Here is a 13,033-nt window from a genome sequence, read left to right as displayed (position 1 = left end):
CGGTGTAGGACAGGCTCGCCTGCCCCTGGTAGAACGAAACAATTGCAGCTTCTCAGACAACCACGTAGGAACGGACGTCCTCGTCCGTTCAGGCCGAGGCCTAGCCTCGACAGCAGGTAAAAGCTCTCCCACCTGTCACCTTGAGCGAAAGTCGGGCCCGGGGTTCCCGGCAAACGCGCTTTCGGTTTGCTGCGGTGAGAGTCCCGGCCCGAGTGCAAGATCTTGCCTTTGTACTAGCCGGGAGCAGGTGCGACGCATTATGCCCTCCTTTGCCTAACGTGAGAACTAAATGCATACTGCTAATTGCTGATTGCTGAATGATGATTACTGGTTCCTAGCTCCCTTTCATCTTCTCCCGCACCGATTTTGCCAGCTTCTCGATCTCCTCCGCCTTCTTGATCACATCCAGCGACAGAGTATTCTCATTGGACTTGTCCACCGACTGCTTCAGCTCCGTGGCCAGTTCCAGCAACTTATCAGTGTCGCGCTTCAGATTCTGCTGGCGTTGCTTGTTGACGGCTTTTTCGCGCTCATGCTGCATCTCGATTTCTGGCTCGCTGGGTCGGCGGCTCACTCCCGGGAACTGGCTGGCATCGCCGGGCGGCATTCCTTGTTGTGGCGAGGCAAATGCAGGCGCAATCAGTGCGCTGGGCACACAAAGCACGAACATGAGAACTGGGATTAATAGACTCTTGGCTCGCACGTGCAGTCCCTCTCTTCAAATTATAGATGCGCGCGTGCAAGTCTCGTGCTGCCACGCCCAACACGAGTGCTTAGTTTCCCATCTTGCTATAATCCCGCCGGCGTGCAGTTAGACGTGAGCGCAGTTCAGATTTTCGCCATCCAACCGCCCATGCACCACTGGCAAAACTTCCGAGAAATCTTGTGGCAATGGCGCAGCGACGCCCTGGAATTCCTCCACCGCGATGCCCCACGAATCCTTCTCATCCTCGTTGTTGCCATCATTCTGACCCGCCTGTTACGCATTCTTACCAATCGGCTGCACGACATCAGCAAGAACGACATGGTGCCCACCGGACTCCGTGCTCAGCAACTCAGCACGCTCTCCGGCGTCATCTACGGTGGCGGGGTCTTTGTCATCACCTTCTTTGCTCTGTTGCAGATCCTGTCCCAGGTTGGCGTCAATATGGGCCCGCTGCTGGCCAGTGCGGGCATCGCCGGCCTGGCCATCGGCTTCGGCGCGCAGACCCTGGTGAAGGATGTCATCAACGGCTTTTTCATCCTCATCGAGAATCACTACGATATCGGCGACGTCGTGAAAATTGCCGGCGTCCAGGGCGGGGTAGAGAAGATGACGCTGCGCCGCACCGTCCTGCGCGATGGTGACGGTTCCGTTCACAATGTCCCCAACAGCGAAATCAAAGTTGTCACCAATCTCACACGCGACTGGACCATGCTCGCCATGCGTTTTTCCGTCGCCTACGGAGAAGACAGTGGCAAGGTCATCAATCTGCTAAAGCAAGTCGCTTCTGATCTGCGAACAGATCCCGCGTTCGCCAATTCTCTTGTGGCCGATCCCGAGGTCCCCGGGATCGACAAGGTGTCTGGCCACGAAATCGAGTATCTCGTCTTGCTCAAGTGCCGCCCGGGCATGCAGGATAACGTCGCTCGCGAGCTCCGTCGCCGCGTGAAAGACGCATTTGCGAAAAACAACATTCAGCCCGGCGATCCGGCGCAAACCCTTGTGCTCGACGCTGTTTCAGCGCAGCGCTTTCGCGCGCCACAGTGAGTCATGGAAACAGGCCTCAAAGGACGTGTCGCCATCGTCGCCGCCGCCAGCGGGGGCCTTGGCCTGGCCACAGCCAAAGGACTCGCCGCGGAAGGCGTTCGCCTCGCCATCTGCTCCCGCGATCCCCGCAGAATTCAAGACGCAGCCAACCAGATCAGGCAAAACTATCAGGTTGAGGTGCAGGCCCAGGCCGTGGATGTCGGCAATTACCAGGCCGTTCAAAATTTCGTGCGCGCTACCGCAGAACAATTTGGCGCCATCCACATCTGCATTACTAACGCCGGCGGTCCGCCTGCCAAGGGCTTTCTCTCCACTACCATCGAAGAATGGCGCCGCGCCGTGGACTTGAACTTCCTGAGCGTGGTCTGCTTCGCCAAGGAAGTGATTCCCTACATGCAACGTCAACATTGGGGACGCCTCATCACCATCACCTCGGTCTCTGTAAAGCAGCCGGTCCCCGATCTGGTCTACTCCAACGCTGTCCGCACCGCCGTAGTTGGGCTGGTCAAAAGCCTCGCTCTGGAATTCGGAAAAGATGGAATCCTGGTGAACAATGTCGCTCCCGGCTTCACCGCCACCGCCCGCCTCAAGGAACTGGCTGCTGTCCGCGCTTCTGCCGCCGGCGTGAGCGAGGAGGAAATCTTTCAGCGCTGGGCCGCCGATACCGCGCTGAAACGTGTGGGAACACCGGAGGAACTGGCCGATGCCATTGTCTGGCTGGCTTCCGATCGCGCCTCCAACATCACCGGGCAGACCATCCTGGTCGAAGGCGGCAGCTACAAAGGAACCATGTAAAGCAGGAACTTAGAAGTGGAAACTTGGCGGCGAATCTGACAACCCACCATGTCCCAGACGATACTTGGAACCGAATGCTGACTGCTGCTGTTCCTAGCCCGCCGCGCTCTTCACCTCGACCCCAGCCCATTTCTCCAGCAGTGCCAGCGTTGCGGCGTAGTCCATGTCGCTATAGCCTTCCTCGCTGGCCACCTCGTAAATCTCGTCCACAGTCTCCAGGGCCGGAAGTTTGAGGCGCGCTTCATGGGCTGCATCCAGCATCAGGTGGATGTCCTTGTGCATCAGCCGCAGCGGAAAATTTGGTGAGAAATCGCGTTTCAGAACAAATGGCGCTTTGTAATCCACCACGCCCGAGCGCACCATGGAGTTCTGGATCAGGTTCAGGAAGGCTTCTGGCTCTACTCCCAATTTGGTGATCAGCGTCAGGGCCTCGGCGAAACCCTCATAGATCAAGGCAATCATCAGGTTCATGCCGATCTTTGCGGCCTGCCCCTGCCCATTCTCCCCCATGTGCAGCACCAGCTTCCCCATGGCGTCAAACAGCGGCCTTACTTTTTCTATGACGGCGGGATCGCCACCCACCATAAAAACCAGCTGTGCACCCTGCGCTCCAATCTTCGAGCCAGTGATAGGAGCGTCCAGATACTGCCCCCCTTTTATTCGCACGCGCTCAGCAAAGTTTCGTGTGGCGCTCGGCGATATCGTGCTCGAATCCACCACCACCATTCCCGGCGTAATTGCCGACTCAACTCCGTCAGGACCAAACAGCACGTGGTCCACAGCATCCGTGTCCGCCAGGCACATCCACACGACTTCCGCGCCCTGGGCTGCATCTGCCGGCGAAGCCGCCTCGCGGGCACCTTCTACCCGCTTCCCCGGTGTCCGGTTCCAGACCGACACTTCGTTTCCTGCTTTCACCAGGTTGGCAGCCATAGCCTGGCCCATAATTCCCAATCCTAAGAATGCGACCTGCATGTTTGCCTCGCTTGCTAGGTATCCCGTAACCGATTAGAAACGACCCTCTGGACCACGTCAACAATTGCTCGGAAAATTAAGCCAGCTTTGCGAAAATGTGGGGGAGGAATCGTCATCCACCTTTGCAGCGTCTAATTGGGTAGAAGATGTTAGATATTTCCCTTACCAGCAAAGCTGGCCAGTTTAGCAAACTGATTCGGCATTCCGCCGTTACCCCTCGCCGCGGCAGGAGTTCCAAGCCAATCCCGGCGCGCCCCGGCCAATTGGGCGTGACCTTTATCGGCCATTCCGGCTTTTTCCTTCAGCTTGCTGGACAGAACCTGGTCATTGATCCCAACTACGCCAATTGGCTGTTCGTGCTCAAGCGTCTCCGCCGACCCGGTGTTCGCATTAAGGACTTGCCTCCCATCCACGTCGTTCTGGTCTCCCACGCCCACTTCGATCATCTGCATCGGCCATCGCTTCGAGCCATCGCTCGCCACACACGCAGGCGCATCGGCACATCCCCGGTGCTGGTCGTCCCAGAGCACGTTGCCGACCTGGTGTCTGACCTGGGCTACCGTGACGTCATTCAGCTAGGCGGCTGGAAAGAGCATCATCATCGTGGCCTCAAAATTACCCAGGTTCCTTCCCAGCATTGGGGAGCTCGCATCATTCGTGACATTCACCGCGGCTTCGGCGGATATGTGATCCAGTCGCATGGGCATTCGATTTACCACGCCGGCGACACCGCCTACTTCAAGGGCTTTCGAGAGATCGGCGAGCGTTTGCGCCCCGATGTGGCTCTGCTGCCCATCGGGGCCTATCATCCCGCATCTTTCCGCAATGTCCACACCAGCCCCGAAGATGCGGTGCAGGCTTTCCAGGACCTCGGCTCGCGCTGGATGATCCCCATGCACTACGGCACCTTCCGTCTGTCGCATGAGCCCATGGATGAGCCGGTTCGCCGGCTGCGTCACGAAGCCAATCGCGTCGGGATCAGCGACCGCGTCATCGTCCTCCCCGAAGGCATGACACGAATTTTCTCTTGAATTCCGCCAGAGACCGCGTGGGAACGGACGCCCCGTCCGTTCAGGTTGAGGCTCGGCCTCGACCACCCGACTGCTGATTGCGAATTGCTGAATGCTGGGTTTCCTACCACGCCAGCAGCACCCTCACATCCCGCACATTCGTTCCTGTCGGACCAGTCACAATCGCATCTCCCAGTTGCTGGAAGATCGGAAACGCGTCAAATCCCGCCAACCCCTTTTTCGGGTCCAGCCCCGCTTCTCTGACCCTGGTGACAGTCGTCCCGTCCACCACCGCCCCTGCGGCTTCGCTATTTCCGTCAATGCCGTCCGTACCCGCACTTAGCACCACCATGTTCTCGCCTTCGATCCTGGTCGCACAATACAGCGCAAATTGCTGATTTCGGCCACCCCTGCCCGATTCGCCGCTGACTCTCACCGTGACCTCCCCTGCCGAAATGACGCATGCTCGCCCGCGCCGGCTCCTCGTCTCGCGTACGCGTTGCAACAAGTAATCCGCCGCCCTCATGTAGTCCCAATCATCACAACGACTGTCGATCTCAACCGCGAATCCCAGGCTGACGGCCTTCCTTGCCGCTGCCTCAGCCGCCGTCCCACTCGAGAGAATCGGCCACCACCGCGATCGCACAAATACCACATCGTCGGATTTAGGCGTCTCCGCCAGCGCGCGTTGCCGAAAAATCCCTTTAACGGGCGTGGGAAATTCGTCCCTCAATCCGTGCTTTGCCGCGATCGCGTAACAATCCTCTACCGTGCTCGAGTCCGGCATCGTCGGCCCTGAAGCCAGCGAATCCAGCGCGTTCTCCGGCACATCCGACACCAGTATCGACACCTGCTGCGCCAGAGCGGCAGCTGCTGCCAGCCTGCCGCCCTTCACCGCCGAAAGGTGCTTGCGGATCGCATTGATCTCCGCAATCGGCGCCCCTGAGTGCACCAGCACACGATAGGTTTCTACCAACTCTGAGAGTGAGACGCCTTCATCAAGCGGCTTCTCCAGCATCGATGATCCCCCTCCGCTGATCATGAAGATCACCAGGTCGTGATCACCCAGCTTCGCCAGAGAGCTCAGAATCTGTCTCGCCCCACGCAGCGAATCCTCGTTAGGCAGCGGATGCCCGCCCTGAAAATAGGTGAAGTTCGATAACCGATTTGCCGGCTCTACCGAACTCACCACCACGCCATAGACTCGCGTCCCCACCTGCTGGACCAGCGCTTCTGCCATTGCATGAGCAGCTTTTCCAACCGAGACTGCAAAAACGTGCAAATATCGATCCAACGCGAAGAGATCTTCGCGAATTCTCAGCACCCCACGCTCATAACTGACGTCGCGTGCGAATGCCGATGCAATATTGCACTGCTCAAGCGCATACTGAAAAATCTCGCGCGCCGCATTTCGCATCTCGGAGTTCCTGCTTATCTCATGTAGGACAGGCAATCTTGTGTAGATCAGGAAATCTTGCCTGTCGGATCCCTGGCTTTCACGCACTCTGCAAAAAGTCCCTCACCCACTCTTCTACCGTCTGCCGCATCTCGCCCAGCTTGCCCTCGAAGAAATGTCCCGCTCCCGGAATCAGCACCAGTTCCTTAGGTTCCGGCAGCGAATTCACCATCGCGATCAGCTTTTCCTTGGGCCCATAAGGATCCGCCTCTCCGCTGACGAACAGCTTCGGCTTCTTGCATTCCATCAGAAAGGCATAGCCATACGACCGTCCCTCGGCATTGATCGGCGTTCCCAGCGAGATCAGCGCCGGCACTCGCTCGTCGTTGCAGCAGGCGTGCAAGCCCGTCGCCGCGCCAAAGGAAAATCCGGCAAAGATCACCGGCCGCCGGTACTCCTGATCCAGCCAGTCCACCGCTTCTCTGACATCCTCGACCTCGCCATGCCCGTTGTCGTGCTCGCCTTCACTTAACCCTGCCCCGCGGAAATTGAATCGCAGCACCGGCAATCCCAAACCATTCAGCGCCTTCATGGCATGAAACACCACTTTGTTGTGCATGGTTCCGCCAAACAGCGGATGCGGATGGCACACCAGCGCGCTGTGCGCCGCCTCAGGCGAGCCTTCGTTCAGCAACGCCTCCAACCTTCCCGCCGGACCCTCAAGGAAGAGCGACCGAATACTGCTTTGTATCTCCGCCATTCTGCTTTCCATGCGCCTCGAGCATGCGCCTCGAGTCTGTCCTCAGCATATCAATCACAGCCACAACACAAGTTCTTGCACCCCATGCGCTATCCTGTTCCGCATGGATCCTGTGTTCTTGACGCGAGAACTGGTGGACATCGAGTCCATCACTGGTAATGAAGCTCAGATCGGAGAATTTCTGGAACAGCGTCTGGTACAGCTGGGCTATAACGTTTCCCGTATGCCCGTGGAGCGGCATCGCTTCAATCTTCTCGCGCTTGCGCCAGGCCTGACAGCCCCATCAGTAGTGTTCTCCACCCACATGGATACCGTGCCCCCCTTCATTCCCTCATCCGAGGACGACCACAAGATTTACGGACGCGGCTCCTGCGATGCCAAAGGAATCATCGCCGCGCAAATCAGCGCGGCCGAGCGCCTGGACGCCGAAGGTCAACCCGTTGGATTGCTCTTCCTGGTTGGCGAGGAGCGCGACAGCCTCGGAGCCAAGGTGGCCAACACTCAGCCCATCGGCAGCCGATTTCTGATCAACGGCGAGCCTACTGACAACCGTCTCGCCACAGCTTCCAAAGGCGCGCTTCGAGTCGAGGTCACGGCGCACGGACGCATGGCTCACTCTGCCTACCCTGAACTCGGCGAATCGGCGATCGACAAGCTCATTGACGCCCTCCACCGTCTGCGCGCCATGCCTTTGCCCTCCAATCCTGAAGTCGGTCCCACCACCTTGAACATCGGAATGATTGAAGGCGGCCGCGCTCCCAACGTAATTCCCGATCACGCCAAGGCTCACCTGCTCTACCGCCTGGTTGGCCCCTCTGAGGGACTTCGCCAGCGCATCATCGAAGTCGTCGGCGCACTGGCGGATGTCGAGTTTACTCTCGAAATTCCCTACGTGAAGCTGCGTACCGTCGGCTCGCTGCCCACGGTGGCGGTTTCCTTCACCACCGACATCCCTGCCCTCGACCAGTGGGGCGAACCACTTCTCCTGGGCCCGGGCTCTATCCACGTAGCCCACACCCAGCACGAGTGCATCGAAAAAACGCAGTTGCACGCCTCCGTGCTCATCTACTATGCGATGGCCAAACAACTGATGGCTTCGCTTTCTCATCCCCAGTAAGATGGATCGGGGCGAGCTTTTTTCTTATCCCAGAAACGCTCATGGCGACCGAACCCAAACCCGAACACGCGCACACCAATTCTCTGGCCAGCGCTTCTTCTTCCTATCTGCGCTCCGCCATGCATCAACCGATTCGCTGGTATCAGTGGGGGGAAGACGCCTTTGCTGAGGCCCAGCGTCAAAACCGTCCCATTCTTCTCGACATAGGCGCGGTATGGTGTCACTGGTGTCACGTGATGGACCGCGAATCCTACGATGATCCGGAAGTCGCCGCCATCGTCAACCAGCACTTCCTCGCTATCAAAGTGGACCGCGATGAGCGCCCCGACATCGACAGCCGCTACCAGGCCGCCATTGCCGCCATGACCGGCCAGGGCGGCTGGCCCCTTACGGCCTTCCTGACTCCTGATGGCAAGCCGTTTTTCGGTGGAACCTATTTTCCACCATCGGAAAACTGGGGACGTCCCAGCTTCAAGCGTGTACTGCTTTCCATCGCCCAGGCCTTTCGCGAAAAATCCGCAGAAGTTGCCGAGCAGGCCAACACCGTCATGTCGATGATCGGCCAGTCGGAATCCTTTGCCGGCCGCGCCGAGCGCGTCTCACCCCAGGTGATCGACAGCGTCCTCGGTTCCGCTCATAGCATGTTCGATCCGCGCAACGGCGGCTTCGGAAGCCAGCCCAAATTTCCGCACTCATCGGCAATCGATTTGCTTCTGCATCGTCTCGCCCGCACCGGCGATCCCGATGCCCGCAATATAGTCGTCACCACACTGGAACACATGGCTCGTGGCGGCATCTACGACCAGCTTGCTGGCGGCTTTCACCGCTACTCCGTGGACGACCGCTGGGTGGTCCCCCACTTCGAAAAAATGTCCTACGACAACTCTGAGCTGCTGAAGAACTACGTCCACGCCTACCAGGCAACCGGCATTACCTTCTTTGCCGCGGTTGCAAAAAACATCATCCGCTGGATGGACGAGTGGCTCAGCGACCGCAACCATGGCGGCTTCTACGCTTCCCAGGACGCCGACTACTCCATGGACGACGATGGTGACTACTTTACCTGGACAACAGACGAAGCCCGCCAGGTCTTATCTGAAGACGAGTTCACCGTCGCCTCGCTCTACTACGACATCAACGAAGTCGGCGAGATGCACCATAATCCGGCAAAGAATGTTCTCTACGTCCGTGCCTCCATCGATGAAATCGCAATTCGCACCGGAATGCAGCACGACCGCATCAATTCGCTGCTCGAATCCGCCAGGCAAAAGCTCTACGCTGCGCGCTTGAAGCGGCCCACTCCCTATGTGGACAAGACGGTTTACGTGAGTTGGAATGGGCTGTGTATTTCTGCCTACCTGCAAGCCGCCGCCATTCTTGCGATGGATCACTCGCGTGATTTCGCAATGCGGTCGCTGGATCGCGTGCTCAATGAAGCCTGGGATCCAGCTCGCGGCCTCAAGCATGTGATCGCGTATTCAGATCCCGACGCCGCCCCAACCGAAACTGCCGGCCTTCTGGATGACTATGCTTTCCTCGCCCTGGCCTGCCTGGATGCCTGGGAGTCGACTGCCGATCTCCGCTACTTCAACGCTGCTCGTCAGATCGCCGACCAGATGATCGAGCGCTTCCACGATTCAAACGGCGGCGGCTTCTTTGATGCCTTCGCCGATCAATCATCCGATGACAGCGTTCTGGGCGCGCTCGCTGTCCGCCGTAAGCCGTTTCAGGATTCTCCCACGCCGGCTGGCAACAGCTCCGCCGCAATCGCATTGCTGCGCTTGCACGCCTACACTGGCGACGCCTCGTATCGCGAAAAAGCCGAACGTACTCTGGGGGTCTTTGCCGGTTTGGCGGAGCAGGTGGGAATCTTTGCGGGAACTTACGGCATCGCCGCCGTCTGGTGTTTCCAGCCACACACCCAGGTCGTGGTGATCGGCGACGATGCACGTGCCAGCCAACTCTACGCTGCCGCCATCGCTCCGTTCGCTCTCAATAAAGCGGTCATCCGCCTGCGCAGCGGTCAAGTTACAGCACAAAATCTGCCCCCGGCTCTGGCAGAAACCATACCCGCTTCTCCTGCGGCGAGAGAAGGAAAATCATTGGCGCTCATCTGCTCTAACTTCTCCTGCCGCCCGCCGATCTTCGATCCCGATGATTTGGCCGCCAACATACGCCAAGCTCTTGCATAAACCACGATCCTGAGGGTGCCCGTTCAACCCCGCTCTGCCCGCCATAGTCCCGCTCGGACTCGGTTGAGGGCGGTTGAGTGTGGTTGGGGGCCTTCGCCCGGGAGATCATTCTGCACCCGGTCCTCACCCATTCCCCACCATCAGCGCCACCGGAAAACCCGCCAACAGCGCGCGCACCGGGATAACGCGCGTCTCTCCTGCATGCTCTACCTGAATACTGCGACCGCCGAATACGTTCTCATACTGCTGGGGTGCCAACTCCGCAGGTAGCTGGATGGTTGTGTCACCCCAGATTTCACCAATCGGATAGCGCTCTTGCTCGCCAAGCAGAATTGCGCATAGCCGCGGCGCCACAGTGATCGCCACCCGCTTTTCATGCTGACGCGCAAATGCGACTATGTGCCGCGCCCGGCTTCCCTGCACCGTAAGCGGTCGATATCCGCCCTCCTCAAACAGCAGACGGCACTCTCGCCGCGTGCGCAATGCCTTCCACGTCACGTAAAGCTTGATGCGCCCGTCGTCCATGTGCTCCATCAGATCGCGCAGACATCCCTCCGGCGTGCTGCCTGAACTGGCCTCGCATTCCCGCAATTGCCCCAGGAGCCGCATGCGTTTTCCATAATCCACGGGGCGCCGGTTATCCGGATCCACCAGACTGAAATCCCACACCTCGTTCCCCTGGTAGATATCCGGCACTCCCGGCGAGGTCAGCTTCAGAACAGTCTGCGACAACCCATTCAACATTCCTATTCGGGTCACGTAATTCTGAAACTCGGAAAAATCGGCGACAAACTTGTTTCGTCCTCCCTTCTGCAGGACCGCCTCGATAAATGCCGCCATCGCCCCTTCATAATCCTTACTGGGATTGACCCAGCTGGTCTGTTCTTTAGCCTCGCGCATCGCCTTGGTCAAGAATTGCTGGATGCGCTGCTGGAACTCTTCCCACCCGGCATCATCCAATCGCTCCAAGGGCCAAGTACCAACCAGCGTCTGGTAGAAGAGATACTCATCATTGCGACCAGGCGCCTGGCTCTCTTCGACCACCACTCTCTTGCTGCGGTTCCAGTCCCGCCAGCGCCGCAGCCGCAGGCGCCACTGCGCCGGAATTTCAGACAGCACGTTGATCCGCGCCCGCACATCCTCCGATCGTTTGCTGTCGTGGGTCGAGCTGGACAGCATCGTGTGCGGCCAATTCAGTGCTCGTTGCTGGTTGTAGGAATGGAACTCCTCCGGTGTCACGCCGAATTTCCGTGGGTCACCTCCAACTTCATTCAGCGAGATCAGACGGTTGTAGCGATAAAGCGCCGTATCCTCCAAACCTTTGGCCATCACCGCGCTCGTCACCTGCTGGAATTTCATCGCCAGCCGGATCACTCTGCGCCGGTAGAGACCGTTCTGCTGATCGAGCTCGAGGGTCAACAGTACCCGCCGCAGAAAATCGAAGATGCTGACGTCCGCCGTCGTGCTCCTCCTGCGCGCCAGAGTCACGGCTTTTTCAATGTAGCGTTGGTCCTCCGGAGCTACTTTGCTGCCCGTGATGTACGTCCGATATACCGGGAAACAGGCAATAATCTTGCTCAGGGCATTGCGGATGCTGTTCAGCGTGAAGTCACAGGTGTGCCGGTTGATCAGCGCAATCCTCATCAGCAGGTTCGCGAGTACATTCAGTTCGCTTGCCAGCGCATTTTCCAATGTCAGCTTTTTGCAGCGATACGCCAGGTCATCGAAATCAACGCCCTTTCCAATGAAAGCGTGATACAAGCGCTCTATCTTGGTAACGGCCGTATGGTCCACAAACAACCCGTTCACCTGATTGGTGAATTCATATCCTGTGGTTCCGGAAACCGGCCAATCCTCCCGCAGGCGTTCCTCGCCTGTGAGGATCTTTTCCACCACCACATATAGCCCATCCCGTTTGGCTTGCGAATCGCCGCCCGCCGAAGCCGCGGCCGCCTCCGCCTGCAGGCGCTCCAGGTATTGCGCCGGATCGTACAGGCCGTCCGGATGATCGATTCGCAGCCCCTCCAGTTTTCCTTCGCCCACCAGCTTCAGGACCAGACCGTGCGTGGCTTTGAAAACCGCTTCGTTCTCCATCCGCAGCGCGGCAAGATCGTTGATATCGAAGAATCGTCGATAGTTGATGTCGTCGGCAGCCGCTCGCCACTGTGCCAGACGATAAGCCTGCGCCTTGATCAGCTCGTGTAAATCATCGAAGCTTCTGGGATCGCCTACAGTACCATTCAGTACGCGAACGTTGTCGTTGATAAACTCCCGAATTTCCGGCGACCGGGCGCACAGTGCCGCCAATCGCCGCTTCTGAACCTCCTTTTCGCGGGTTCGCTCTGCCGCCTTCTCTGCCGCCTTTTCTCGATGTCCTGGCAGGTGAGAGAACGCTGTGGCGACACTTTGCAGCTCGAGAAGGTCAGGATTCGTCGCTTCCAGCCGCTCTGGCAAGCGCTCCCCTCCCATGTTCAGAATTCGTGGATATTCTTTGGGATCGATGGGAAACCGGTGCTGGTGATAGAAGATGCTGAATTCCCCTGCCTCCTGGTTGAAAGTCAGCTTCAGGTCTCCTGCCTCGAGCACGTTCCCGTACTGATCGGCCAGGATCGGCACCAGCACCTTGCCGTGTAGTTCTTCCTTGATCGGTTCCCAGTCGATATCAAAGTACTCCGCATAAACGGACGCTTCTCCGTCCTCCAGCACATCCAGCCACCACGCGTTATCGCTCCCCATCACTCCCATGTGGTTGGGCACCACATCCAGGATGTGGCTCATGCCATGTTCATGGAGCGTGCTGACGAAGTGCTCGAAGTCTTCCCGGCTGCCGATCTCCGGATTTAACGTGTTGTGATCGATAATGTCGTAGCCGTGGGTACTGCCGGGACGCGCCCTGAGATAAGGTGATGCATAGCAGTGGCTGATCCCTAACTCCTTAAGGTAGGGCACCAGCTCCGCTGCTTGCCGGAACGTAAATTCGCGGTTGAACTGCAGGCGATAGGTCGCGACGGGAATCGTCCGCGCTTTCATCGCTCTCG

Annotated in this window: 10 protein-coding genes; 5 read left to right on the top strand and 5 right to left on the bottom strand. The window is 58.4% G+C overall.

The window, feature by feature from the left end; all coding sequences use genetic code 11:
• Positions 1-334 precede the first annotated feature (334 nt).
• Complete coding sequence (locus VEG30_15375) at positions 335-670, bottom strand: hypothetical protein (GenBank protein HXZ81309.1); 336 nt, start codon at positions 668-670, stop codon at positions 335-337.
• 147 nt (positions 671-817) lie between these two features.
• On the opposite strand from VEG30_15375, the gene VEG30_15370 reads away from it, so the two are divergent.
• Positions 818-1,750: a mechanosensitive ion channel family protein gene (locus VEG30_15370; protein HXZ81308.1), complete on the top strand. Its 933-nt coding sequence runs from the start codon at positions 818-820 to the stop codon at positions 1,748-1,750.
• A gap of 3 nt (positions 1,751-1,753) precedes the next feature.
• Entirely contained in the window at positions 1,754-2,545 is a 792-nt protein-coding gene (locus VEG30_15365) for an SDR family oxidoreductase (protein HXZ81307.1), read from the top strand.
• 93 nt (positions 2,546-2,638) lie between these two features.
• Here the strand turns inward: VEG30_15365 and VEG30_15360 are convergent, their stop codons facing one another.
• Positions 2,639-3,520, bottom strand: coding sequence for an NAD(P)-dependent oxidoreductase (locus tag VEG30_15360; protein HXZ81306.1), 882 nt, complete (start codon positions 3,518-3,520; stop codon positions 2,639-2,641).
• A gap of 146 nt (positions 3,521-3,666) precedes the next feature.
• Between VEG30_15360 and VEG30_15355 the strand changes: the two genes are divergently transcribed.
• Positions 3,667-4,551 carry an MBL fold metallo-hydrolase gene (locus VEG30_15355; GenBank protein ID HXZ81305.1) on the top strand — a complete coding sequence of 295 codons (885 nt, stop codon included), beginning with the start codon at positions 3,667-3,669 and terminating at the stop codon, positions 4,549-4,551.
• A 103-nt stretch (positions 4,552-4,654) separates the two neighbouring features.
• Here the strand turns inward: VEG30_15355 and VEG30_15350 are convergent, their stop codons facing one another.
• Complete coding sequence (locus VEG30_15350; GenBank protein ID HXZ81304.1) at positions 4,655-5,947, bottom strand: DUF4147 domain-containing protein; 1,293 nt, start codon at positions 5,945-5,947, stop codon at positions 4,655-4,657.
• A 79-nt stretch (positions 5,948-6,026) separates the two neighbouring features.
• Positions 6,027-6,686, bottom strand: a complete 660-nt coding sequence (locus VEG30_15345) for an alpha/beta fold hydrolase (GenBank protein HXZ81303.1) — start codon at positions 6,684-6,686, stop codon at positions 6,027-6,029.
• Between the two features lie 112 nt (positions 6,687-6,798).
• Here VEG30_15345 and VEG30_15340 point away from each other — a divergent pair, with 112 nt between their 5' ends.
• Together VEG30_15340 and VEG30_15335 are read left to right on the top strand one after the other, a co-directional pair.
• Positions 6,799-7,803, top strand: coding sequence for a M20/M25/M40 family metallo-hydrolase (locus tag VEG30_15340; GenBank protein HXZ81302.1), 1,005 nt, complete (start codon positions 6,799-6,801; stop codon positions 7,801-7,803).
• Positions 7,804-7,844: 41 nt separating this feature from the next.
• Positions 7,845-9,995 carry a thioredoxin domain-containing protein gene (locus VEG30_15335; protein ID HXZ81301.1) on the top strand — a complete coding sequence of 717 codons (2,151 nt, stop codon included), beginning with the start codon at positions 7,845-7,847 and terminating at the stop codon, positions 9,993-9,995.
• A gap of 123 nt (positions 9,996-10,118) precedes the next feature.
• Here VEG30_15335 and treY read toward each other — a convergent pair whose 3' ends face one another.
• Positions 10,119-13,025 carry a malto-oligosyltrehalose synthase gene (treY, locus tag VEG30_15330; GenBank protein HXZ81300.1) on the bottom strand — a complete coding sequence of 969 codons (2,907 nt, stop codon included), beginning with the start codon at positions 13,023-13,025 and terminating at the stop codon, positions 10,119-10,121.
• Positions 13,026-13,033 lie beyond the last annotated feature (8 nt).

The organism is Terriglobales bacterium, assembly GCA_035624455.1.
Classification (GTDB): Bacteria; Acidobacteriota; Terriglobia; order Terriglobales; family Acidobacteriaceae; genus DASPRM01.
This window is presented reverse-complemented; position numbering and strand designations above follow the sequence as displayed.

Excerpts from the sequence above, each read along its gene's own strand:
- VEG30_15335 (HXZ81301.1), top strand. The coding sequence starts at position 7,845 with ATGGCGACCGAACCCAAACCCGAACACGCGCACACCAATTCTCTGGCC.
- VEG30_15355 (HXZ81305.1), top strand. The coding sequence starts at position 3,667 with ATGTTAGATATTTCCCTTACCAGCAAAGCTGGCCAGTTTAGCAAACTG.
- treY (HXZ81300.1), bottom strand. The coding sequence starts at position 13,025 with ATGAAAGCGCGGACGATTCCCGTCGCGACCTATCGCCTGCAGTTCAAC.
- VEG30_15350 (HXZ81304.1), bottom strand. The coding sequence starts at position 5,947 with ATGCGAAATGCGGCGCGCGAGATTTTTCAGTATGCGCTTGAGCAGTGC.
- VEG30_15360 (HXZ81306.1), bottom strand. The coding sequence starts at position 3,520 with ATGCAGGTCGCATTCTTAGGATTGGGAATTATGGGCCAGGCTATGGCT.
- VEG30_15375 (HXZ81309.1), bottom strand. The coding sequence starts at position 670 with ATGTTCGTGCTTTGTGTGCCCAGCGCACTGATTGCGCCTGCATTTGCC.
- VEG30_15365 (HXZ81307.1), top strand. The coding sequence starts at position 1,754 with ATGGAAACAGGCCTCAAAGGACGTGTCGCCATCGTCGCCGCCGCCAGC.
- VEG30_15345 (HXZ81303.1), bottom strand. The coding sequence starts at position 6,686 with ATGGCGGAGATACAAAGCAGTATTCGGTCGCTCTTCCTTGAGGGTCCG.